Genomic DNA, 22422 nt, shown 5'->3' with positions numbered 1-22422 from the left:
TACTTTCCAGAATGCTACCTTGTTGGCATTTTTTGCGCCTTTTATCCATTTGAGTTTCTGACGGGCCTAAGTCAGTCAGTCGACACCGCAATGCGGTTGCGGCGCTTGCGGATAGTCGGTGATTGCGATCCGGACTATCCCTTTCGTCCGTCAAATATTCCTCCAAACTGCCCGGCCTCAATGAGGTCGGGCTTTTTTGAGTTTTGAAGATGTGGCCACCGAAGAGCCGCACAATCAGAATGGCCGTTTTTGCCCGAGATTTGTCATTTATGCAGCGAAAGGGTCGATCTAGTTCTGATTGGTCAACTATAGCTGGAGCCAGTCGCTTGACCTTTACAGCCCAAAACAGAACTGCCGCGCTGACGGTCGGACTGTCCTTTGTCGCGCTCGCGCTGGCCTTTTCTGCAAGAGCCGCCCTTGGGCTGGTCATGCCGATTTTAGAGCAGGAGTTTGACTGGTCGCGCAGCTTCACGTCGGGGACAGCGGCGGTTGCCCTATTGGTCATGGCCACTGTCGCGCCTTTCGGCGGGCGGCTTGTGGACAAACAAGGCGCACGCGCGATCATGCTCATCGGCCTCGGGGCATTGGCGACAGGCTGTTTTATCGTCGCGCTTTCGTCCAATGCGGTTGTCTTTTTTCTGGCGTTCAGCGGCATCGCGGCGATTGGCTTCGGGCTTGTAGCGACCCACGTTGTATCGACCGCCGTTGAACAAGAGGTTGAAACAAAACGCGGGCTGGCAACGGGTATCGCCACATCCGGATCAACCGGCGGCCAGTTTGTGGTTGTTCCGCTTCTGGCCCTGCTCATAAGCGTCTTCGACTGGCGTCTCGCCTTTGTCGCGCTGGGGATCGGGACACTGGCGATCATGGGCCTTATTCACCGTTGGTTTCCCCGAAAGATCGTCAGCAAGGATGTACTGGACGAGGACAAAGGCAATTCCAACACATTGCGTCAAGACTTGGTGGCCATCCTAAAACTGCCCGCCTTTCAGATCCTGTTCTGGAGCTATTTGATCTGCGGATACACAACGACAGGCGTGATCGAGACCCACTTCCTTCCTTACGCGGCGTTTTGTGGATTTGGTCCGGTGCCGTCTGCTACAGCCTACGGTCTGTTGTCGGCAATAAACCTTGCAGGGATGATTTTTGCCGGTTGGCTGACGGACCGGATGAACCGGCCGCTGTTGCTTGGGCTGATCTATATGCTGCGCGGTCTGACGTTTCTCATTCTACTGAATGTCGGCGCCAGCTTTGAAACCCTGATCGTCTTTTCCGTCCTGTTCGGAATGGTCGATTATTCGACGGTTCCGGTAACGGCCAGCCTTGTTGCGTCCCACATTGGTCGCGGGGTCATGGGCCTGTCGTTTGGCCTGATCTCTGCCGGGCATCAGATCGGCGCCGCAGCCGGAGCATATTTTGGAGGCCTGTTGTACGACCTCTACACGCAGTACAGCATCGTTTGGTGGTCGTCGATCTGGCTCGCTGTGTTTGCTGGCGTTCTGGTGTTCCTGCTTAAGGAAAAGCCCCTCACAAACGTACCTGCCGAAAGCCACGCTTAGACTGACCTATTGCAATCGCCGGTCCGTCCGCTTGGAAATCCGGGGAAACGGAAAAAACGCCGGAACCCGGTTGCGATAGGTGTCATAGTCAGCACCTATGTCCCGGCGCAGGTCGGCCTCTTCCAAAGGTGTTACGGCAAACACATATGCGGCGGTGCCCAGGGCAAATACAAGCTGGCCGACGGTAAACTCGGGCACCAGCCAAGGCGCCAACAACCAGCCGAGGCTGATCGGGTGGCGGACCAACCCATACAGGAATCGGGCAGAAAAACTGACCGGCGCGGTGCGTTTTTGAAGGAAGGCGTCAAGAGGATTCCTGAGGCCAAAGAACCCTAGGTGTCCGATCTGAAAGGTTGCAACCAGCATCATGGCCATGACGCCAACAAAACAGGTTCTGATCACGGCAACCCCTACCGGATTCTCGAACTGCCAAAGCTGAATCGGGATTGGACGCCAAGCAACAATGATAAGCGTCGCCAGCGCGGCAGTCACAAGCAGATAGATGCTGCGTTCAAGGTCGGCTGGAAAGATCCGGGTCACCCACGACTTGAAGCCTCGCCTAGCTGCACCCGAGTGATGGAGCCCGAAAAGCGCTATCAGTCCCAGATCAATCGCAAGGGCAAAAAGTAACCCGGTCTGCGGACCGTCATTCAGACCACCATGCGGCCCAACACCAGCGATGAAACCGAAAAGCGCAAGAAGCGCGGCAATAGCCGCAATGTACCCGATGACGCCGATAATCAATTGAATGGTGCGCAAGATGGGTGACCCTCAGCTACTGGTTTGGCGATTTCCTTTAAGTGCCGCAGTTGTTTCCCGTTGCGCGAGAGGAGTGCGCTTGCGTTAAAATCGCTTCGCAATTCCAACTTCCGCGACATCAAGAAAAATGCTCCGACCGCATAAGCGGTCGGAGCTGTGCAACCGGTAGAGGGCACGCCGAAAGTAACCCAGACCACCGACAGCATTGGTGCGTCAGTATCAATCGACGCTCAACGATCAGACTGATCTGGGCTGACGGATCATCGGGTACATCGGGGGGGCCTCACCCGGTGCGATTTCTCCAATCGTCTCAAAGCCAAACCGTTCGTACAGCGAAATGTTCCGCGCGTTCGAGGATTCGAGATAAACCAGTGTTTCCGTCTCGTCACAGGTCCGAAGCGCGTGTTTCAGGATTGCGGCACCGTGACCAAGCCCGAGGAACCGAGGGTCAGCCGCAATCATCGGCAAGTACCAGTGTGTCTCTTCCGGGTGGTGAGCATCCATCAACTCGAACATCTTGTTCAGATCATCCGAAATCTCGGGGCGTACTGTTTCTTCCAGAATCCCTTCGATGGTGTCGCCGTCGGGCTCAATGCCGGGCTGCAACCAAAGTGAAGCTGCGCGCAATCCGTCAGTGACAAACGCTGTTCCAGCGTCAATTGCGCGCCCACCAAACGCCGCCGCAAAACGCGGCATGGCGTTCAAATAAGTCCGCGCCTCAGGCCAAATCCAACGTGCAACAGGGTCAGCGGAAAAGCCCAACGTAATGGCGTTCAAAACCTGTTCGCGTTCGGAAACGTCCGCCACACGCACCTGATGTGGCAGAGCTTCGATGTTCGTATCAAGCATCTGATTCTATCCCTTCTTGAATTCTGTACTGCTTCGCTTATAAAGAATGGATCGTCAAGGTTTCCAAGCGAGGCAGTACAAAATGGACGATAGGCCCCGACCGCGCGGGCGACCGCGCACGTTTGACACCGATGAAGCGCTTGCCAAAATTGCAGACGTGTTTCGGATGCGTGGTTTGGACGCCGCATCACTCGACGACATTTCAGAAGCAACCGGGCTCAGCCGTCCCAGCCTCTACGCTGCTTTCGGAAACAAGAATGACCTCTATCTGGCGGCACTGGACGCCTTCACGTCCAAAGTCGCGCAAACGGCCGCCCAATGTCTGGAGCAGACCGGAAAGATTGAAGACATCCTTGACGATTTCTTTGATGCCTTGGTGGATCTGTACACACCTGGCGACAAGAACACGCTTGGGTGTCTGGTTTGGGGGACTGCCCCGGCGGCTATTCATTCTGAGGCCGTACAGGCGCGTCTTTCCGCTGTGCTGTCGGCACTGGACGCGCTCTTATTGTCTGTGATGCAGCGGGCCGGAGCACATGAAACCGCCCAGGCTGCGGCGGAACTGCTTGCCAATACGGTGATCGGTGTTTCAACCCGCGCTCGGGCCGGAACCGACCCTGCGGAAATCCGCGCACATACCCGGCGTGCGGCAAAATTCATCGCGGCAGGGCTGAAAAAGTAAAGACGCGCAATGGTCGGAAGCCCCAGGCGCTAATCTATCGCCGAAAAGCTTCGAGACTGACCATCAAGAGCGAAGACACGCGGAAAGCCCCGCCGGGGCAACCGCGCGTGGTCCGAGGTTTTTAGGTGGCTTGTATGCGACGCCTCGGACATGGCCCGGGCCAATCACCAAATCAAAGCACTCTCGAAAGGAACGCCTTGGTTCGAGCCTCACGCGGGGCGGAAAAAAGCTCGTCAGGTGGTCCCTGCTCAAGGATGCGACCTGCATCAAGAAAACAGACCTTGTCTGCCAGTTCCCTTGCAAAACCCATCTCGTGCGTGGCAAGCACCATGGTCATCCCCTGCCCTCTGAGATCGCGCAGCACGTCCAACACTTCTCCGACAAGTTCGGGGTCCAGCGCGCTGGTAATCTCGTCGAACAGCATGATCTGCGGCTCCATCGCCAAAGCGCGAATGATCGCAACCCGTTGCTGTTGACCCCCCGATAGCTGGTCGGGATAGTGATCCATCCGATCGCCAAGCCCAAAACGGGAAAACAGCCGTTCGACCTGCGGGCGCAAAACATCGCGGCTTCGGCCATATACCCGGCGCGGGGCGAGCATAACGTTTTCCGCCGCCGTCATGTGCGGAAACAGGTTGTAGCTTTGAAACACGATGCCGATCTGCTGCCGAACCGGTTGGGGGTCCAGACCGGGCTCGGAAATATCTGTGCCATCCAGCCAAATCGTGCCATCGTCGATGGGCTCAAGCAGGTTCATGCAACGCAAAAGCGTGGACTTCCCCGAGCCCGACGCTCCGATCAGACAGACCATTTCACCGTCGGCAACATCCAGGTCAATGCCCTTGCACACCTCGTGATCGCCAAAGCGTTTGCGCACCCCACGCAACGACAACTTCGCCGTCATGTTCTTGCCCGGTTTTGTTTGTTCATCAGGTAATCCGCATATCGCGTTGCCGGGATTGTGAGCACCAGAAAAATCAGCGCGGCCCCGACATAGGGCGTGAAATTCGCGTAAAGCGACTTGTACACCCCGGCTTGGCGAAAAACCTCGACCGGTCCGATAAAGGACAACAGGGCGACGTCTTTCTGCAACGCGATGAAAAGGTTCATGTTTGCTGGCACCACATTCCGAATGGCTTGCGGCAGAACGACAAAACGCATGGTGTCCCGTTCGCTCAGGCCCAGCGAAGCCGCCGCAGAGCGTTGTGATTGGTGGATGGAATCGATGCCGGATCGGATCACTTCTGCCACATAGGCCGAGTAGACCAGAACCAGCGCCAGCGTTCCCCAGATATAGGGGCTGTTCCACGGCCGTGGCAGGCCTAGCCCGGGCACGCCAAAACCGATGATGTAGATGACCAGGACCACCGGTAGCCCGCGAAAGATGTCGGTGTAGGCGATCCCGAACAACCGCAACGGAAACAAAGCCGGAGCGCGAGTGTCCCGGCAAAGAGCTATGGCCAGGCCCGTAACCGCGATCAATGGCGCGGACCAGGCGAATATCATGACGTTCAAAAGAAATGCGTTCAACAGACCCGGGAACGTAGCCGCAAAAACCCGACCATTGAAGAAAGAGCGTTGCACCGCCTCCCAACCGGGGGCGAGCGGTACAAGGAATACAATGGCCAACACCACGCTGGCCGTTGAGATCAGCGCAATACGGTTCGAGCGCCGCCTGACCTCGGCCTCGTACACTTCGCGGCGCGTGGGTGCCGCGACAGTGCGACCGCTCGCACCGTCAGGCAAAGATGCGTCGTCCATTTACTTTATGACCGGAACACCCGTGGCCTCGGCCAGCCATTGCGCTTCAATGGCAGCAAGCTCACCGCTCTCGGTCAGTTCAGTCAGGGCCGCATCGACGCATTCCTTCAGCGGGTTGTCCTGTTCCATCAAGAGCCCAAACTGGTCGGGGCTCTCCGACTGCTCGGGCGGGAACTGACCCAAAAGCGCGCCGCCCTCGACCACGACCGCTGACAGATAAAGCGCAGTCGGCAGATCATAGAGCGCGGCATCGATCTGACCCGCCATGATGGCGGCATTCACATCGGCGTTGTCGTTGTAAAGCAGCGGGTCGCTGGACGGATCAATCACGTCTTCGAGCATGGGAATGGCTGTGGTCGTGGCAACGGCGCCCCATTTTAGGCCCTTGAGGCTGTCCAGCGTCGCTTCGGCCCCGGCATCGACCACGTTCTGGGTGGTCAGAACCGCCATGGCCGACGTGTAGTACGGCAGGCTGAAATCGACCATTTCCTCCCGCTCGGGGGTGATCGAGTATTGCTGCATGTTGAAGTCAAAATTCTTCGCGCCGGGCTGAATCGCTTCGTCAAAGCTCGTGCGTACCCAGGTCACGTTGTCTTGGCCAAAGCCCATTTTTTCGGCAATTGCATAGGCGACAGCCGCCTCAAACCCTTCGCCGCTTTCGGGTGCGTCGTTCATGACCCAGGGATAATAGGCCGGGTTGCCAGTAGCGATGGTCAGCGTGCCATCTGTTAACGTCTTTCCTTTCGCACAGGCCCCGCCATCCTGGGCGACAACCGAGGTTGCGGTGAAAAGTACTGCCAGAGCTCCGCCAACAATCAGTTTCATACCAATATCTCCGCTTTTTTGATCGCGCATACGATCTTACGGGCAGAAGGATTTGTCCAGTGCGTGAACGAAAACACCCGCGTCCAATATGAACATGCGGGCCGAGTTCTTGGGCAATGCCAGAAACGTGAGGCAAACGTTCAGCAGACGGCAATTAGGCGCCTAGACCGGGCAAAAGCCTGCTGATCGGCAGCTTTGTGGTCGTGTCACCGGTCTGGAAGTCGCAATATTTTCCGCGTTACATGGTGGCTGTGCTATAGTTCGCTGCAGTTTTTATTTGTTTTGGAGGTAAGTCATGATCATTCGTCTCATTGCAACACTTGGCCTTGCGCTGTCATTTGCAGCCGCCTCGCCGCAAATGGCACGGGCCGACGCCGGCGACTTTATTGGCGGTGCGGTTGTTGGGGGTGTCGTTGGTTATGCCATTGGCAAGGACCAGCAAAGGAAGAAAGCCCGGACAACGACGACGACCCGGACTTACCGCCAAGGCATCCCGTCGACCAGCCAGGGTGCACAGACCCAAACAGCGCTCAACTATTTTGGCTATAACGCCGGTCGGGTAGACGGTCAGGTCGGTCGAGGCACCCGCTCAGCGATCGAACGGTATCAGGCCTCTATGGGATATCCGGTGAATGGCTATGATTTTCAGCCCTATCAGCGCGACTTCCTGATGCAGGCATATTACTGGGGTACAAGCGGAGGACAGGCCACCACCCAACTCTCCGGACAACCGCTTTTGATGGCGTATCGCAGGCAGGTTCAAACGGGCACCACCGTAGCTGCTGCACCGCAAGCTCCGGCGCAAACCACGCCGGTCGCAACGCCGCAACCCAGCGCGCCAGAGGCGGACACAACCGAAACGGCGTCTGCCAGTCTGCCCAGCCTGTTCGCCGGCGGCACCACAGGCCCGTCGCTGGCCAATCGTTGCAGTGCCGTGATGCTTCAGACATCAACCAATGGCGGCTATACAACCTTGGCCAACATGTCGGATCCTGACTTTGCGCTCAGCGAACAGTTCTGCCTTGCCCGCAGCTATGCGATGGCGCGCGGCGAGGAGCTGATGGCCGACGTACAAGGGTTAACACCGGATCAGGTCGCCACCCAATGCGAAGCGTTTGGCAACATGCTGGCCCCCCAGGTTGTCTCCCTGTCTCTGAGTTCAAAGACGGACGCCGAAACGCAGATGCGTAAGCTTGCGCTGGATTCCGGGCTTAGCCCCGAAGATCTTGCGGCCACAAGCAAAGTCTGTCTGGCAATGGGCTACCGTCAGGACAACATGGACAGCGCGGTTGGCTCTGCATTGATGTTGGTGGCAATGGGTGAGCCTGCCTATGGTGAGTTGATTGGGCACCACCTGCGCGAAGGCTTTGGTGTACAGGAACGCCGGGACCTGGCAATGCAATGGTATGATGCGAGCCTGTCAGCGCTGGACGCCGGATCGCAGGCGGTTTTCCTGCCGTCTCAATCCGACCGGCCGCAACTCTTGCGTACGGCAATGACAGCCGCACAGTAAGCAAAAAGCAACAGGTATCCGTTGGCTGACGCTCGGCCCGCGGGTACCATCTTTGGTCCGTCTCGAACCGCAAAGTCGGTTGGCATTTCGCCTGTTGTCAGATGCGGTCTGCGAAGACTTCCCAACATACCGGAAACATTTCGATCAAGCGCCTGAGGCAAAACCAATTTGAGGTATCGGCCAAGCGGTCTATTCTCTGAATCAACGGTTTTGACCACATTTGATGAGGACACAATGGCCGCCCCTGCAATTCAGAATTGGGAACTGACCGCTGCCTTGAAAGACCTGGCCGACTGGCTTGTCCAACAAGGCTTGGAAAACGCGCCGGTCGAAACCTGGCTCGAAGCGTTTTGCAACCGGTTGGTGGCGGCAGGCATACCGATTCAAAGGGCAAATATCACCGTTCGCGCCCACCATCCCGAGATCGGCACCGTTGCCTTTCGATGGCACAGGGACGGTGGAAACGAGCGACAGGATTTCGTCCGGAGGACAGACGCCCCGGAAGAATACATTCTGAGCCCGATTTTCTATCTTCTTTCAAACAACGTTGAAGAGGTCAGGCAGGATCTGACTGCCGAAAACCCCGAGTTCCACTTCCCCATTCTTGACGAGCTTCGCGAGCGTGGGGCAACAGACTATTTTGCTGTCAAACGTTTCTTCCTGCGTCAGGATCATGCCGCACCGGTTGATCCAATGCAGCCCGAGGAAGGGGCCATTATATCCTTGGCAACCGATGCGGAGGGCGGCTTCACAAGCCAGCAGCTAGACGGGTTACGTCAACTGATACCTCCGCTTTGCCTGACGCTGAAATGCGGCGCAAACAGGTTGATGGCCGAGGATATTACAGCTGCCTATCTGGGCCGCGACGCCAGTAAACGCGTTCTTTCCGGGGACATAACCCGAGGATCATCCGAAACTATTTCTGCAGTAATTTGGTACTTTGATTTGCAAGGCTTCACCAAACTGTCAGAAGCGCTCCCGGGCAACTCGATCATAGAATTGCTGAATGACTATTTTGCCGAAGCCGTAGACGTGGTCGAAAATCACGGCGGCAACGTTCTGAAGTTCATGGGGGATGGCATGCTCGCCATCTTCGATGTCGAGCAGGTTCCGGACGCTCACAGCGTTGCAATTTACGCAGCCATCGAGCTGCGCGAAACCTTCGACAGGCTCAACAAACAGCGGCAGTTGGACGGAATGCCAACAACCGGCTTCACGCTTGCCCTGCATGCCGGCGACGTTCTTTATGGTAACATAGGCGGCAGGTCGCGCCTTGATTTCACGGTCGTTGGTCCTGCGGTTAACACAACATCTCGCATTCTCGGCATGTCCAGCGCCCTTGATCAGAACATTATTGTTTCCGACAAGGTGGCAGGCGACTTGGTGCAATCAATTCCAAATCTTGTTTCGCTGGGGCAATACAGATTGCGGGGCGTTGCCGACAGACAAGAGCTGTTTACGATCGACTGAGCCTGCGTCGAGAAGCGCCAGTCATTCCAATCAATCGACTTTCATCGATGGCCCGATCCCATCTCGGCCACCACAACGATTGGCGGAACTGGTGAAACTTTGGGATGGTAAGGCTTGCCGCAGGGGCAAGCCTTGGTCAGTTTTCAGAATTTGCCGTTGTCATGAACCATCTTGTCCGGGATCGAGTCGTTGATCGACCATTGCTCGACAATCTTGCCGCTCTGTACGCGGTACAAGTCAAAATAAGCCATGGCCTGATCGCCTTCGACGCCTTCGGAAGCCACGAAAACAAAGTTGCCTTCCGCGATAGTGAAGTGCGGCTTTAAATATCTCTGCTTGTTCAGCATTTCACGTATGCCTTCGATTCCCGCGCCAACGCTTGGGCTACGCTGCACGAAATCCTTGGTATCGACGAAATTCTGCACGGCAGCATCGGCACCCTTCGCACACAGCTCGGCGACATAGTTGTTTACAATGGCCTTGTTGTCCGCTGTTCGATCCAGATCGGAGATTTCTGTTTCACCGTCCAAACTGCTGTTCCCGCTTGACGTTTTATCGGCTGGCACGGTCGCAACCATATTGTCCCAGTGCTCTGCAACCTTGCCGTCAGCAACCCGAAACACATCGAATGAAACCATCTCGCTGGTACCAAACAGATCGGCATTTTCATACGCGTTATGGAAGACGATCATATCGCCTTCGCAAACACCGCGCAGATATCTGCGTTTCAATCCATGGTCTTTTAACGTTGGAATGACATCCAGGATCGGTTGTGAACCAGTTGCCAGATGCGGATTGTGCTGAATGTAATCCGTTGCCAGCATTGGCCCGGCTTCTTCCGTGTCATATCTTTCAAACAGGGCATCAAGCATTTTGGTGATCAGCTGTCGGTGTGCGTTCATGGTCGTTTCCATAGACTTAGGGTTATTGCCTGGCGAAGCGTTTCTCGACGCATGCCATTGGCGGACGGGTTAAACAAAACCCTTCCGGGATTCTTCCAAGCCAGGTTGCATTTTGTGCCAAAAACCTTTGATTTACAGCCGACTAGACGCTAGCCGAGCGGCAGTGCCATCTCAAACTGACCTTTGTTTTCGCGTGCTCCGCAAGCAGTCAGCAATGTCTTGAACGCCGCATCCGAGGCGTCCACGTTGATGATCCTCATCGCCGTCTTAGGCGCCTTGGACGCAGCATGTGCGATCAATCGCCGTGCCATTCCCCGACGCCGCGCACTCGGTCGAACGGCAATCTGGGCAAGTGTGTTGCTTGACCTGATGACCGCCGCCGAGCCAACGATTTGCCCCTGACTCCGGATGCAATGGCAATCCAGATCGTCTTGTATCGCACTCAAAGACTCATTTTCATAGAGCCAGCTCGGCTGCCAGTCTCGATGAGCTTGAAGCATCTCGGACACGTCGCTCCACGACGCTGTGTCGACGCCGGGGAGGGGTTCCATCGTGCCCGGAGGAATTTCGTAGAGGTCGAGCTTTCGTTTCACAACAAACCCGATCTTTTCATAAAGCGCGACCGCCGCTTGGTTATCGCGAAACACCTCAAGTCTCAGGACCGATGCCCCCTGACCTTTCAATCCGCTGATGACCCTTTGCGCGATCTGTTCGTTCAATCCGCGCCGCCGCCATTCGGGGCGTGTCCCGCTTGCGACAAGGAACGCTTGCGTGTCGCGCCTGCCAATGAACCAAAAGGAGACCAGTCGTCCCTCTGCTTTTGCAACAATCGTGGAAGAGCGACAAAAGGACCTTTGTCGAAACATCTGCGCAAGAGACCGGTCTGTGTGCCTCATGGGGATCAAATAGTCTGAAAACGCGGCATTCAGAACATCAAGAAGCTCTTGATCCGAAACATGTTCCGCGCTGCAAAATTTCATGCCCGTGCCTGTTCAGTTCTGGAGAAACCCTGTCACGTGCGCAGGATTTATCATTACGGATCAGGCGGTTCAACGTGCGAACGCAAGACGACCACGATCTTGGACGTTCCAGTTCTTTAGAGCAGATCGTTTGAGATCAGCCACGGAATGAATGCGGAACTTACTTCGGATCGTACAAATAGCCGATCCCGCGCACGGTTCTGATAATTTCCGGCTTTTCGGGGTTCGTTTCGAGCTTTCGGCGCAGTCTGGAAATCCGGATGTCGATGCTGCGATCGAACGGATCCCACGACCTGTCATGTGCCTGCTCCAAAAGCTGATCCCGGTTCAGAACCCTTCCTTTGTTTTCGGCAAACACTTTGAGCAGTCTGTATTCCATAGCTGTCAACTGGACTTCGGAACCGTCAGCAGCCAGCAGTTTGGCCGCTTGTTTGTCCAGCGTAAAGTCTCCGAAAGGGGCGCCATCTCCGCCTGAACTTTCGACGGACGTCGTTTCGTTGACGGCCCCACGGCGCAGTATCGCCTTGATCCGGGCCTCAAGTTCCCGCAGATCGACCGGTTTGCCCAAATAGTCGTCAGCCCCCATTTCAAGGCCAATAATGCGGTCAACGACATCACCTGCCGCGGTCAGCATTATTACCGGGGTCGTGTTTTCGGGGCGCAGAGACCTAAGGATCGACAGCCCGTCTTCCTGAGGCATGTTGATATCCATGATCATGACATCCACCGCCTCTGCCGAGACGATAGCCCGCAGCTGATCGCCCCCGGATGCGGCGGACACCCTGTATCCGCGCTTGCTGAGGTATTCCTGAAGCATCTCGCGCACGTCAATTTCGTCATCGCAAACCAGGATATGGGTTTTCTGATTATCCATCTGTTTGATCCTTCTGGTCCGCAAGCAGCTTACCGACCAGAGTCCTCAGCTCGGACGGGGAAACCGGTTTTTCCAGGTAAGGCAGGCCAGATTCCTGTAACAGCCCCAAGGAACTTTCGCCCATCGTGTCGCCCGTTATGTAGGCGGTCCGTCGCAGCATGTCGGGAAAACGTGCCACCAGCGCTTCGTAAATCTTGCGACCGTCGACGCCCGGCATATTCAAATCACTCAGGAAGATATCGTAGTTTGCGGACTGCAAGCGGTCCAACGCGTCCTCACCTGAATTCACGAAATCAACCTCAAAGCCCTCTCTTCTCAGGATTTCCGCGTTCAACTCGCCCACCTCGACTTCATCATCGACCACAAGAGCGCGGTGTTTTGAAAAGGAAGGGGTATCGTCACACGGCTCGTCGACCACGTCATCATCCGACCCGGCAACGGGAAGGGTTATCCGAAAGCAGGTCCCGGTATCAGCGGTCTGATCCAGGCTGATCTGACCGCCATGGGACAGAATGATCCGGTGGCAGAACGCCAGACCGATCCCGGTTCCGTCGCCAACTTCTTTCGTCGTAAAGAACGGCTCGAAAATGCGGGGGCGAATGGATTTGGGAATTCCGGGGCCGTTATCCGCAACCGTTACTTCAACCATCCCGGCATCGGGCATGGGCTTGGCTGAAAGCACGATCTGATCGCCAACGCCTGTTGCCGTCATCGCCTGTTCAGCATTGATGATGAGGTTGAGAATGACCTGGGTCAGCTGATCGGCATCACCTGCAATTGGCGCCAGATCAGCAGGAAGCGTCTGCTTGATGCTGATTTCACCGGACGTGCTGCCATAACCCGCAACATCAGCGGCTGTTTCGATCATGTTGTGCACGTCGACCTGCTCGATCTTGCTGGGTTGCTGACGGGCCATCGCAAGGAAAGTCTTGACGATCTTCGCGCAGCGTTCCGCCGCGTTGCCGATCTTTTCAATCCGAACGGTCAGATCGGGATCCGTGATTTCTTCTCTGAGCATAAGCGAGTGCCCGACAACAACCGAAAGCGGATTGTTCAACTCATGCGCAACACCGGCAAGCAGCTCTCCCAACGCAGACATTTTTTCGTTCTGGAAAAGCAACTCTCGCTGTTTCTCAAGCTCGGCTTCAATCGCCAGCTCGTCTGTCAGATCGCGTGTGTTCGAAACAATGACTTCTTCACCATTGAATTCAATTAGGCGCGATGAATCCGCCACCCAGAACTTTCGTCCTTCTGAGTCGACGAATTCCATGCGCCGGTCTTTGATTGAACCAGATTGCCTGAGGTCCTTTAAATAGCGTTCCCGTTCGCCGGGGTCGGCATAGTAGGATTTCGAACTTTCGGCATCGCCGAAAAGGGCCTTGATTTCAGGCGTGGCAAAAAGAACTTCGCCAGTATCGGCACGCGTCATGTTTATGGCTGCGGGATAGGCTTCTACGACCTGCCGGATCAGGGCGTCAGCTTTTTTCTGAACGGTCAGGTCAATGATACTGGTGACTATGACCTCTTCGCCCTTGTAATCAATCAGTTGCGATGAAATCGACGCTGGAAAGGCATTCCCCTTCGCATTCACCAGATCAAGTTTGTAGTCGTCGACATGTCCGTCCGCCAGCAACAGCGTGATGAAGTCCGCGCGCTCTTCCGGGCGCAAATAGTGCTCTTTTGCCGAACGGGACGGACCGAACATCTGAAGAGCGGCAGGCGTGCGATACAGAATTTGGCCGTCGCCGATGCGGGCCATCGTTACAATCGCCGAACTTGCATCCAACACCTTCCGGATCAGAAGATCGCCATCACGCTCTTCCACCTCGGCCTGCTTTCGTTCGGTTATGTCCTCGCGCGTAACAACAAAGCCGCCCAGTTTGGTCGGATGCACGGAAACCAGATATGTACGTCCGTCCGTTTCGACCAGTTCGTAATCCTGGATGAACTCAATCCCGTTGGCCAGTCGGTCCGAAACCCACTGCTGTTCGTTGCCAATCGCCTCGGCGTAGATACCCCGGCGCGCCGTCTCGCGCATCAGTATTTCCCAGTCCAGGCCGGGCTCCAGCAGGTCGGCAACGCCTTTGTTCATTTCAGCGTATCGCTGGTTGAACATCACAAGACGGCGGTCGTCATCATAAAGGGCGAACCCCTCTTTGAGCGATTCAATGGCATCACGAAGAAGGTCTCTCGCCTTCGCTATCTCTTCAAGATCGTTTGCCATGCCCATCGTCATCCTGTCCTTCTAAGTTATCATTGTTTCAGTGCCATTTCAAAATCAGCGTCTTGTGTTTCAATTGTTTCAATGCGCGCCCGTTTGCATCCGTGCCCGTCGAAAAGCTGCTTGTTTTCGAACCGGATAACGCGCTGTGTGAACTACTTCACATAGCTACAACTGAAACACTTTGCGGCGTTTTCAGAAATCACATTGAAACAATGAAAGGTCAGATATTGCCCATCGCAAACGTACTTGGGTTATACCGATGACTATTTCATTTAGTTCTACTGAAACACTCAACGCACCGATTGTCGCGTTGCATTCATCCGCATCCAGCGCCGCGCAATGGAAGCAGCTGACCGCTGATCTGGAGGGCCGGTTTACGGTCCATGCCATCGATTTGCCGGGCTATGGCCGGGAACCTTTGGCCGGCGACCTTGCACAAAAGGGCGCCGCCATTTCAGCAGCCCCCATCATCCGTGAGATTGAGGACATGGGCCGCGCCGTTCATCTGGTGGGGCATTCCAATGGGGGCGGTATTGCGATCAAGATCGCGCTGATGCGTCCCGATCTTGTGAAAAGTCTTACGGTTTACGAGCCTGCAACTTTTCACTTTCTCAAGGATGGCAACGACGTCAGCAAGAAGCTCCTGCGCCAAATCCAGTTGATCTCGGGCTTTGTGACTGCCGCAGCAGCTGACGGAGACGCCGCCGCAGGAATGCGTCATTTTCTGGATTTCTGGAACCATGATGGATTTTGGAACGCGCTTCCAATCCCGGCGCAACAGCGGTTTGCTGACCAAATCGGCGCGGTCATGACCGATTTTGCCAACGGTTTCGCGGAAACGTGGACCCTGAAAGACCTGTCAAAGGTTGAAGTTCCGTCATTGGTGATGACGGGACTGGAGTCACCGGAGATCGCTCAGCACACGTCCGTGGCTGTTGCAAAAGCGCTGCCCAATGCGCGGATCGCGTTGTTGCCCGAGCTTGGGCATATGGCACCGGTTTTTCAGCCGGAGTGGATCAACACGAGAATACTTGAGCACGTCGCCGGCGTGGAAAGACCAGCTGCCAACATCAGCTGGCCCGCGCAACAAGCCGCCTAGACCGCCCGCATCAGATGATGCGGCACGCTTTCAACCTGTTGGTCTTGGACCAGCATCAACTCAAAAGGATCAAAAAAATGGGTGTTCAAACAGCTATCAACCCCACAACCGACTTCACCGCGATCAAGGCAAAGCAGAATGCCGCCTGGGGTTCGGGGGACTACAGCAAAGTTGGGGTCACACTGCAGATCACCGGCGAAGAACTTGCCGAAGCGATGGATATCATGCCCAGCGCCAAGGTGCTGGACGTCGCCGCAGGCAATGGCAACGCGACGCTGGCATTCGCTCGGCGCTTTTGCGATGTCACTTCGACGGATTATGTCGAAGCGTTGCTGCACGCAAGCAGCCAGCGCGCGAAAGCTGAAGGATTGTTTGTCAACTACAAGGTCGCCGACGCCGAAAAGCTGCCTTTCGCGGAACAGTCCTTTGATGCGGTCGTTTCGACCTTCGGTGTGATGTTCACACCCAACCAAAAACAATCTGCTGCAGAGCTCCAGCGCGTGGTGAAATCCGGCGGAAAAATCGGTATGGCGAACTGGACACCCGAAAGCTTCATTGGCCAGTTGTTCAAAACCATCGGCAAACATGTCCCTCCGCCAGCAGGCGTGAACTCGCCTGCCGTTTGGGGCAACCGGGATTGGGTCCAGGACACCTTTGGCGACAATTGTGATGTGGTCTCGTTCCGGCACAAGAACTTCATGTTCCGCTACCGATCGGCCGAGCATTTTCTGGAATACTTCAGAACTTTCTATGGCCCCATGCAAAAGGCATTTCAGGCGCTGGACGGTGCCGGACAGGCAGCATTGCGCGACGATATCATGGCCCTGATCGCAAAGTTCGACATCTCGACCAACGCTTCCCTGTGCATTTCATCTGAATACGCCGAGATCATTGTCGAGCGTCTCTGACCAGCCCGACCATCTCGTCGACGTTCATTGGCGCACAAACCAATGAACGTCGATGCGCACCAGTTTTTTGGTGAACGTCGCCTTGGTAACTATTTGTTTGAAAGGGTTTTGTTATGACCGAACGCACACTTTACGAAAAGTACGGCGGGTTTTCAAAGATCAGCAAGATCGTGATCTCTTTCTATGACACCCTTCTGGACAATGACGAAGTTGGGCCGTTCTTTGATAACGTTGACATGTCGCGAATGGTCGATCACCAGACCAAGTTCATCGCATCTCTGCTGGGCGGCCCTGCTTCGTACACCGACAACCAGCTTCGCCAGTTGCATTCCCACCTCGATATTACAAATACGCATTTCGACGAACTCGAAACGGTGTTGCAAGATGCCTTGCAAAAACACAACGTGGCTGAGGAAGACATTGCGGTCGTTATTGCTGAATTCGGAAAACGCCGCCCCCTGATTGTTAGGTAAGCCATGACCATCGAAGCCATCAATGAACAGCTGCTGCGTGCAATCGGTGTCGGTGTTGCGCTGCTGGATCGTCAAACTTTGCAGTTTGGTTTTCGCAACGACACGTTTGACGAATGGTTCAGCGGGGATAACGAATCTGATCATCTGCAACAGTTATTCCCGGATCTTGATGTCGGCCAGGTGCAGAAAAATCTACACGAGACCGGACGTTACACATCCGAGATCAGCTTCAAAAAGAAACGCAGAACGCTGGTCATCGCCATGGATTTTACGGTCGCCCATGATGATGTGCTTGTCCTGGTTTGCCAGAACATCACCCGCATCAAAGAGCTGGAATCCATGATCGATTCCTATTCAATGATGGTCGAGCGGAACACGCGCGAACTTAAACGCGAAAAAGAGCAGGTTGAGAAACTCCTGCTGAATCTTATGCCGCGTTCCGTTTACGAAGAGTACAAGACCTTCGGCGTTGTAACGCCGCAGCTTTACGACCCCGTGTCCGTTCTTATGCTCGACTTCGTCGGCTTCACAGAGATGGTGGCGTCACAAGACCCTAGCGTCACCGTTACCGAACTGAATGATATCTACAGCGCGTTTGATCGTATCGGCGAGCAATTCGGTTGCGAACGTATCAAAACGATTGGAGACGCCTACATAACGGTGGCGGGCCTGCCTGATCCAACGCCGGATCACGCCAAGGCCATTGCCAACACCGCGATCCGTTTCGTGCGATACCTCAACCGTCGCAACCTCAGTCACCCGCACCAATGGCGTTGTCGGATTGGCTTGGCGACCGGATCGGTCGTTGGTTCCGTCGTCGGGATTCAAAAATACGTCTACGACATCTTCGGGCCAGCGGTGAACCTGGCCTCGCGCCTTCAGGAATTTTCCGAGCCGATGAAAATAACCGTGCAGGACGAGGTTGCGCAGGTTCTCAGAGACCAATTCGCGCTCAGCGAAATCGGCCCGAGAGACATCCGGGGATTTGGCACGCAAGAAATCTGGCGCCTGACCGACGAAAGCTGACCCAAATCTTCTTTGCACTGAACGTTTTCCAAATTCACCAGACACGGCGTTTGGCGGATACACGCCTGACACTTGAATTTTTTTCTTGTGACGTTTTGGCACACGTAGCAATGTCGTAGTGATTTTAGTTCAACAATAACAGGGTGGATACAATGGCTGGGAAGTTCGAAATCTACGAGGACAAAGCTGGCGAATACCGTTTCAGACTCAAAGCCGGAAATGGCGAAATCATCTTGGCAAGCGAAGGCTACGTGCAAAAGGCCAGTGCCGAAAATGGCATAGCGTCCGTTCAGAAGAATGCCCCGAATGACGACCGGTATGAGCGCAAAGAAACCAAGTCCGGCGGCCATATGTTCAACCTAAAGGCCAGCAACGGGCAGGTCATCGGCACCAGCGAAAGCTACACCAGCTCGTCCGGACGGGACAACGGTATCGAATCCGTCAAGCGCAATGCGCCGGATGCGCGAGTCGAAGATCTGACTTGACGTAGTCTGACCACGACGCGATCGGAACATTACAGCGACCGCTATTGACCCGGATTTTTCGGTATGTGCAGGCGTAATCCCCACCCCTGCACCCCTCTGGCAAACCGAACGCGTTGAAGATCAGCCTAATGTGCCGGTAGCGAACTCAAAAGCGAGGCTTCGGCGTTGCGCATGAAAGGACGCGCGGGCAGAGGTTTGCGGGACTTATCGGCAAGCTCTGGGAAAATCTCGATCAACTCCCGGTAAACGGCACGGTCTGCCTGCAAGATATGCTCACCGGCATAGAAACTTTCGAGCAGCGCATTTTCACAGGTTACGATTTCGTGGCGGTCAAACATGATATGGACATAGCTGACCCTATCGCACGGTGCCCGCTGCACCCGTATCCCATCACATAGATGTTTGGCGGCACACAGCAATTCGGGTGCATGGAAATGCAGTTCACAACGCCAACCTGAAACCAGAACCCGATGCTGGGGCGATACACGCAGTTCGCGCCGGTTTCCGATTGCGCCGGGCGCGAACCGGATCGGCGCGTGTTTGCCCCGACCGCAAACAGAGCGTTTGCCAATCCACCTGATGGGTTGCGGCCCGTGATCCAGTGTTTCGACCAAATCGCCAACATTCAGGTCTTCGATCAGGTGATCTCCGTTCGGAGTGCGGACGTACGTGCCTTCGGTGAAACACGCGATTTCGACCGTCTCGATACTCAGGTAGGTGAAACTGTTACCGTTCGGCAGATTGGCTGTCCCGCCGGTTGATCCGGGAAAAAATGGTGTGAATGTAGACCCTGGCGGCAAGATCAGCGTATCGCGGCCATTGCCGCCATCAACAAAGCCTGTGTTCAATCCAGCATATATGACATCTCTGCCGCCGCCGCCGTCCAGATTGCCGCTTCCGTCTTCTGCAAACAGTGTGTCGCGACCGCCGCCGCCGCTGAGATTGTTGTTACCCGAACCGCCGCGCAGGGTATCCTGACCCTGACCGCCAAAGATATTGTTGTCGCCAGAACCACCCTGAAGCGTGTCGTTACCGCGCCCACCGCTGATACTTCCGCCAAGCGAGCCGGTGTCGACAAGCGTATCGTTGCCCCGCCCGCCGGTATATCCGCCAGCGTTCAGACCAACGGACCCGCTTACATTGTCATCGTTGTTGTTGCCGGTGTACTCGACAAACTGGCTGAACGACCCACCTGCAAGATCGGCATCCGTATAGGTCGTGACTGTGCCAGTGCTTGTGTTGGTAAAGGTAATGGAGCTTCCAGTCATTGTGACCTGGATGGCGTTGCTCAGCCCCGATGCATCAATCGTGCTATCGGGGCCAATATCCAGCGAAGCCCAAAAAGCGGGATCGTTTACGTCTGCATTGGTTAAAGTGATAAAAACCGGCATGTCGCAATCCGCCGTTCACAATGGCGATGTTCAAATCCTATCAATTGAATACCATTCTAGATCACGGGTTACGCATTGCCAATCTTGAGGAATTTTTGAAACAGACCGGGCAACACGCTTCGAACCCGTCCTGCGCCCGAGCGCCGACGCGATCCAGTCGCGTATCAGTGCTCGGCCTCCAGCAGTTTTCGCGTCGCATTGGCTTCCCGGCAAATCCAGTCCGAAAATGCCTTTGCGTCTGGTGATAGCTGCACCCCGGCGTCGCGCAGAATGTGGTACTCTTCGATTCCGCGCAGTTTGAAGTCCGTCAGGCACGGAACCAATCCAAAGGACTTCTGCAAATGATCGCTGGCGGGGGGACGTGCCAGTGCGACGCCGCCCTTTGCCGCTGCCAGCGCAAGCGCCGATAACGTTGTATCCACATAGGTTATGCGGGTTTGCGCGGGCAGAAGATCGCCGCCAAAAATCTGAACCCAATTCTTTCTGTGATCCGATACTTCGATAAGCGGAAACGCCAGAATGCCGCCCAAGTCATCAATTTGATGCGCAATATCGGGATGCGCAACCGGGAAAAGATGCTCGCCGAACAAGGCAAGTGCTTCGGTGCCGGGCGGCGGTTGACCAAAGGCGATCCACAGCGTTGCATTGCGTGGCGGTATTTCGGGGCGGCCGACCATCGAACTCAGCTCAAGCTTGACGTGTGGGTGTTGGTCCAGAAATCCGGGAAGTCTGGGTGAAAGCCATCCTACCGAAAGTGTTTTCGACACTGCCACGCTCAACGGCGGCCCAACGGGAACCGATATCGCGGCCGCAGCACTCTCCATGCGGCCAAGCGACTCGCCCACAACCGCCAATAGATTGCGCCCCGCCTCGGTCAGGGACACGCCAGCCGCCGCCCGATCAAACAATGGGCGTCCAAGATGTGCCTCCAAAGCACGGATTTGTTGGCTGACGGCTGGGGGCGACATCGCAAGGCGTTCTGCGGCGCGCGCGAAACTGCCGGCACGCGCTGCCGCCTCAAAAACACGCAACCAGTTCAGGGATGGAATACGCCGGGACATGAATCGAGGATAAGCTCAGCTTATCCTCGGGGGCAACAGAGATTTCTTTTCTTGCGGCACCGTCCGTGTAGCCTGCGATAGACCAGGGGAGGATTGCATGCTGGACACGATGAGAGGCCACACAGAGGCTTATCGGCGGAACGGTTTCGTCGCCGGCTTACCTGTATTTTCCAAGGATCAGGTCGCGGACTTGCGACAGCAAATCGAAGCATTGGAGAAAAACCACGCCCAAGGCGCGGGCGGCCACGGTCTTGATCAGTTCTTCCGTGTGAACGGGCATGTTGTGATCCCCATGCTGGCCGAAGCCGCGCGGACACCCGCCATTCTGGACGCCGTCGAAGCGGTTTTGGGGCCGAACCTCCTGGCGTGGTCGGTCGAGCTTTTCATCAAGGAACCCCGCAGTACCAAGACGGTATCCTGGCATCAGGACATCACGTATTGGGGCATGGGCGAAACCGATGACGAAGTCACAGCCTGGATCGCGCTGTCCGACGTGTCAGAACAGGCCGGTTGCATGCGCTTCATCCCCGGCAGTCACAAGGGCGGTCTTGCGGATCATGAGGATACGTTTGACGAAAACAATCTTTTGTCACGCGGTCAGTCCATTGCTGGGATCGACGAAGACAAGGCGGTTTCCGGTCCACTAAAACCGGGCGAGATGTCACTCCATCACGGGCGTTGCTTTCACGCCTCTGGTCCCAACCAAAGTGATGATCGGCGCATTGGGCTTGCGATCCGTTATGTCACACCCGACGTCCGTGACCATGCTCCGGGTCAGGATTGGGCCATGCCTGTACGCGGCGAAACGCGCGCTGGTGGATGGGATTGCATCGCCGGGCCCCGCGCGCTCTTCCATCCGGCAGACCTAGCGCTGTATGATCGGATCCTGAAAGGTCAGTCCGCCACCTTGGCGGCCGGGGCCGAGCAGAATGTGGATCTTTACAGTACCGGGGGCAACACATGAGCGATACCGTCAGCTTCACAGCAATGAAAGACGGCACCAAGGAAGAATACGAGCTTCTGGAACGTCTGGAGAAACCCTTTCTGGCGCTGACCGCCGACCGGGTGCTTGATGAGTTGCGTCGTGCCGGTGACGTCACCCTGGAAGGCTACCGCATCAACCGACTGCAACACGGTTTGCAATCAGGCACCCGCGCGTTGCGCGATGGGGTGGATATTGACTGGGTTGTCGGCGCCCTTCTGCACGATATCGGCGATGGTCTGGCCCCGCAAAACCATGACCGCATGTCGGCTGAAGTCATTCGGCCTTTCGTGCGTTGGGAGGTGTCATGGACCGTGGAACACCACGGTATTTTCCAAACGCTGTATTACGGTCATCACTACGGCTGGGACCGCAACGCCCGCGACCGGTATCGCGACCACCCGCTGTTCGACACTTGTGCGATTTTCTGTGAGGCGTGGGACCAGTCGAGTTTTGACCCGGACTATCCGATGGAACCATTGGAGACTTTCGAACCCATGGTTCGCGAAGTGTTTTCGCGCAAAGCCTACGACCCCGTCGTGATCCGCGAGGGCGAAGTGACCGGTCTGCCCACCCAACTCGGCTCAGGCTAAGCGGAA

Annotated in this window: 22 protein-coding genes; 11 read left to right on the top strand and 11 right to left on the bottom strand. The window is 55.8% G+C overall.

The annotated features are described in order from the left end of the window. Window positions 1-326: 326 nt before the first annotated feature. Window positions 327-1559, top strand: coding sequence for an MFS transporter (locus tag RA28_RS10290; protein ID WP_039527560.1), 1233 nt, complete (start codon window positions 327-329; stop codon window positions 1557-1559). Between the two features lie 6 nt (window positions 1560-1565). Here RA28_RS10290 and RA28_RS10285 read toward each other — a convergent pair whose 3' ends face one another. Together RA28_RS10285 and RA28_RS10280 are read right to left on the bottom strand one after the other, a co-directional pair. After that, window positions 1566-2318: a methyltransferase family protein gene (locus RA28_RS10285; RefSeq protein WP_193747387.1), complete on the bottom strand. Its 753-nt coding sequence runs from the start codon at window positions 2316-2318 to the stop codon at window positions 1566-1568. Between the two features lie 237 nt (window positions 2319-2555). Beyond that, window positions 2556-3167 carry a GNAT family N-acetyltransferase gene (locus RA28_RS10280; protein WP_052261416.1) on the bottom strand — a complete coding sequence of 204 codons (612 nt, stop codon included), beginning with the start codon at window positions 3165-3167 and terminating at the stop codon, window positions 2556-2558. 82 nt (window positions 3168-3249) lie between these two features. Here RA28_RS10280 and RA28_RS10275 point away from each other — a divergent pair, with 82 nt between their 5' ends. Continuing rightward, window positions 3250-3849 (top strand): TetR/AcrR family transcriptional regulator, encoded by a 600-nt coding sequence (locus RA28_RS10275; protein ID WP_039527558.1) that lies wholly within the window; start codon window positions 3250-3252, stop codon window positions 3847-3849. A 172-nt stretch (window positions 3850-4021) separates the two neighbouring features. On the opposite strand, the gene RA28_RS10270 is transcribed toward RA28_RS10275, so the two are convergent. From RA28_RS10270 to RA28_RS10260, 3 genes are read right to left on the bottom strand one after another with little or no spacing between them, the layout of a single operon-like run. Further along, the gene (locus RA28_RS10270; RefSeq protein WP_039527555.1) at window positions 4022-4753 is read right to left on the bottom strand and encodes an amino acid ABC transporter ATP-binding protein; all 732 of its coding nucleotides are present in this window, start codon (window positions 4751-4753) and stop codon (window positions 4022-4024) included. Next, the gene (locus RA28_RS10265) at window positions 4750-5610 is read right to left on the bottom strand and encodes an amino acid ABC transporter permease (protein WP_052261415.1); all 861 of its coding nucleotides are present in this window, start codon (window positions 5608-5610) and stop codon (window positions 4750-4752) included. The genes RA28_RS10270 and RA28_RS10265 overlap by 4 nt, the downstream gene beginning before the upstream one ends. Continuing rightward, window positions 5611-6435, bottom strand: coding sequence for an ABC transporter substrate-binding protein (locus tag RA28_RS10260; protein WP_039527937.1), 825 nt, complete (start codon window positions 6433-6435; stop codon window positions 5611-5613). A 295-nt stretch (window positions 6436-6730) separates the two neighbouring features. Here RA28_RS10260 and RA28_RS10255 point away from each other — a divergent pair, with 295 nt between their 5' ends. Further along, a complete protein-coding gene (locus tag RA28_RS10255; protein ID WP_039527554.1) occupies window positions 6731-7948 on the top strand; it encodes a peptidoglycan-binding domain-containing protein in 1218 nt (405 codons plus the stop codon). Window positions 7949-8182: 234 nt separating this feature from the next. After that, the gene (locus RA28_RS10250; RefSeq protein ID WP_052261414.1) at window positions 8183-9418 is read left to right on the top strand and encodes an adenylate/guanylate cyclase domain-containing protein; all 1236 of its coding nucleotides are present in this window, start codon (window positions 8183-8185) and stop codon (window positions 9416-9418) included. A gap of 143 nt (window positions 9419-9561) precedes the next feature. Here the strand turns inward: RA28_RS10250 and RA28_RS10245 are convergent, their stop codons facing one another. The 4 genes from RA28_RS10245 to RA28_RS10230 form a co-directional block, all read right to left on the bottom strand. Beyond that, on the bottom strand, window positions 9562-10290 hold the full coding sequence (locus RA28_RS10245; protein WP_152612054.1) for a nuclear transport factor 2 family protein: 729 nt from the start codon (window positions 10288-10290) through the stop codon (window positions 9562-9564). A 179-nt stretch (window positions 10291-10469) separates the two neighbouring features. Beyond that, entirely contained in the window at window positions 10470-11300 is an 831-nt protein-coding gene (locus RA28_RS10240; protein WP_039527551.1) for a GNAT family N-acetyltransferase, read from the bottom strand. Window positions 11301-11460: 160 nt separating this feature from the next. Then, window positions 11461-12174, bottom strand: coding sequence for a response regulator (locus tag RA28_RS10235; RefSeq protein WP_039527549.1), 714 nt, complete (start codon window positions 12172-12174; stop codon window positions 11461-11463). Beyond that, window positions 12167-14398, bottom strand: a complete 2232-nt coding sequence (locus RA28_RS10230; RefSeq protein ID WP_241481102.1) for an ATP-binding protein — start codon at window positions 14396-14398, stop codon at window positions 12167-12169. Before RA28_RS10230 ends, RA28_RS10235 begins: the two co-directional genes overlap by 8 nt. A gap of 259 nt (window positions 14399-14657) precedes the next feature. Between RA28_RS10230 and RA28_RS10220 the strand changes: the two genes are divergently transcribed. From RA28_RS10220 to RA28_RS10200, 5 genes are all read left to right on the top strand, one after another. Next, the gene (locus tag RA28_RS10220) at window positions 14658-15497 is read left to right on the top strand and encodes an alpha/beta fold hydrolase (RefSeq protein WP_039527541.1); all 840 of its coding nucleotides are present in this window, start codon (window positions 14658-14660) and stop codon (window positions 15495-15497) included. Window positions 15498-15574: 77 nt separating this feature from the next. Next, window positions 15575-16405, top strand: coding sequence for a class I SAM-dependent methyltransferase (locus tag RA28_RS10215; RefSeq protein ID WP_039527931.1), 831 nt, complete (start codon window positions 15575-15577; stop codon window positions 16403-16405). A 113-nt stretch (window positions 16406-16518) separates the two neighbouring features. Beyond that, complete coding sequence (locus tag RA28_RS10210) at window positions 16519-16878, top strand: group I truncated hemoglobin (protein ID WP_039527538.1); 360 nt, start codon at window positions 16519-16521, stop codon at window positions 16876-16878. Window positions 16879-16881: 3 nt separating this feature from the next. Continuing rightward, the gene (locus RA28_RS10205; protein WP_039527535.1) at window positions 16882-17904 is read left to right on the top strand and encodes an adenylate/guanylate cyclase domain-containing protein; all 1023 of its coding nucleotides are present in this window, start codon (window positions 16882-16884) and stop codon (window positions 17902-17904) included. A gap of 152 nt (window positions 17905-18056) precedes the next feature. Next, on the top strand, window positions 18057-18389 hold the full coding sequence (locus RA28_RS10200) for a YegP family protein (RefSeq protein ID WP_039527532.1): 333 nt from the start codon (window positions 18057-18059) through the stop codon (window positions 18387-18389). Window positions 18390-18514: 125 nt separating this feature from the next. Here the strand turns inward: RA28_RS10200 and RA28_RS10195 are convergent, their stop codons facing one another. Both RA28_RS10195 and RA28_RS10190 read right to left on the bottom strand, forming a co-directional pair. Beyond that, on the bottom strand, window positions 18515-19780 hold the full coding sequence (locus RA28_RS10195; RefSeq protein ID WP_039527530.1) for a Hint domain-containing protein: 1266 nt from the start codon (window positions 19778-19780) through the stop codon (window positions 18515-18517). Between the two features lie 164 nt (window positions 19781-19944). After that, window positions 19945-20841: a LysR family transcriptional regulator gene (locus RA28_RS10190; protein WP_052261412.1), complete on the bottom strand. Its 897-nt coding sequence runs from the start codon at window positions 20839-20841 to the stop codon at window positions 19945-19947. Window positions 20842-20938: 97 nt separating this feature from the next. On the opposite strand from RA28_RS10190, the gene RA28_RS10185 reads away from it, so the two are divergent. Together RA28_RS10185 and RA28_RS10180 are read left to right on the top strand one after the other, a co-directional pair. Beyond that, window positions 20939-21805: a phytanoyl-CoA dioxygenase family protein gene (locus RA28_RS10185; protein WP_039527526.1), complete on the top strand. Its 867-nt coding sequence runs from the start codon at window positions 20939-20941 to the stop codon at window positions 21803-21805. Then, window positions 21802-22416: an HD domain-containing protein gene (locus RA28_RS10180; RefSeq protein WP_039527523.1), complete on the top strand. Its 615-nt coding sequence runs from the start codon at window positions 21802-21804 to the stop codon at window positions 22414-22416. The genes RA28_RS10185 and RA28_RS10180 overlap by 4 nt, the downstream gene beginning before the upstream one ends. Window positions 22417-22422: the final 6 nt, after the last annotated feature.

Origin of the sequence: Ruegeria sp. ANG-S4, from assembly GCF_000814005.1 — a bacterium.
Taxonomy (GTDB): Bacteria; Pseudomonadota; Alphaproteobacteria; order Rhodobacterales; family Rhodobacteraceae; genus Ruegeria.
The sequence above is the reverse complement of the archived record's forward strand: the minus strand, read 5'-3'. Positions and strand labels throughout refer to the sequence as shown.

Excerpts from the sequence above, each read along its gene's own strand:
- RA28_RS10250 (WP_052261414.1), top strand. The coding sequence starts at position 8,183 with ATGGCCGCCCCTGCAATTCAGAATTGGGAACTGACCGCTGCCTTGAAA.
- RA28_RS10220 (WP_039527541.1), top strand. The coding sequence starts at position 14,658 with ATGACTATTTCATTTAGTTCTACTGAAACACTCAACGCACCGATTGTC.
- RA28_RS10180 (WP_039527523.1), top strand. The coding sequence starts at position 21,802 with ATGAGCGATACCGTCAGCTTCACAGCAATGAAAGACGGCACCAAGGAA.
- RA28_RS10260 (WP_039527937.1), bottom strand. The coding sequence starts at position 6,435 with ATGAAACTGATTGTTGGCGGAGCTCTGGCAGTACTTTTCACCGCAACC.
- RA28_RS10190 (WP_052261412.1), bottom strand. The coding sequence starts at position 20,841 with ATGTCCCGGCGTATTCCATCCCTGAACTGGTTGCGTGTTTTTGAGGCG.
- RA28_RS10245 (WP_152612054.1), bottom strand. The coding sequence starts at position 10,290 with ATGCTTGATGCCCTGTTTGAAAGATATGACACGGAAGAAGCCGGGCCA.
- RA28_RS10255 (WP_039527554.1), top strand. The coding sequence starts at position 6,731 with ATGATCATTCGTCTCATTGCAACACTTGGCCTTGCGCTGTCATTTGCA.
- RA28_RS10280 (WP_052261416.1), bottom strand. The coding sequence starts at position 3,167 with ATGCTTGATACGAACATCGAAGCTCTGCCACATCAGGTGCGTGTGGCG.
- RA28_RS10230 (WP_241481102.1), bottom strand. The coding sequence starts at position 14,398 with ATGGCAAACGATCTTGAAGAGATAGCGAAGGCGAGAGACCTTCTTCGT.
- RA28_RS10195 (WP_039527530.1), bottom strand. The coding sequence starts at position 19,780 with ATGCCGGTTTTTATCACTTTAACCAATGCAGACGTAAACGATCCCGCT.
- RA28_RS10185 (WP_039527526.1), top strand. The coding sequence starts at position 20,939 with ATGCTGGACACGATGAGAGGCCACACAGAGGCTTATCGGCGGAACGGT.
- RA28_RS10240 (WP_039527551.1), bottom strand. The coding sequence starts at position 11,300 with ATGAAATTTTGCAGCGCGGAACATGTTTCGGATCAAGAGCTTCTTGAT.
- RA28_RS10235 (WP_039527549.1), bottom strand. The coding sequence starts at position 12,174 with ATGGATAATCAGAAAACCCATATCCTGGTTTGCGATGACGAAATTGAC.
- RA28_RS10275 (WP_039527558.1), top strand. The coding sequence starts at position 3,250 with ATGGACGATAGGCCCCGACCGCGCGGGCGACCGCGCACGTTTGACACC.
- RA28_RS10265 (WP_052261415.1), bottom strand. The coding sequence starts at position 5,610 with ATGGACGACGCATCTTTGCCTGACGGTGCGAGCGGTCGCACTGTCGCG.
- RA28_RS10210 (WP_039527538.1), top strand. The coding sequence starts at position 16,519 with ATGACCGAACGCACACTTTACGAAAAGTACGGCGGGTTTTCAAAGATC.
- RA28_RS10215 (WP_039527931.1), top strand. The coding sequence starts at position 15,575 with ATGGGTGTTCAAACAGCTATCAACCCCACAACCGACTTCACCGCGATC.
- RA28_RS10200 (WP_039527532.1), top strand. The coding sequence starts at position 18,057 with ATGGCTGGGAAGTTCGAAATCTACGAGGACAAAGCTGGCGAATACCGT.
- RA28_RS10205 (WP_039527535.1), top strand. The coding sequence starts at position 16,882 with ATGACCATCGAAGCCATCAATGAACAGCTGCTGCGTGCAATCGGTGTC.
- RA28_RS10270 (WP_039527555.1), bottom strand. The coding sequence starts at position 4,753 with ATGACGGCGAAGTTGTCGTTGCGTGGGGTGCGCAAACGCTTTGGCGAT.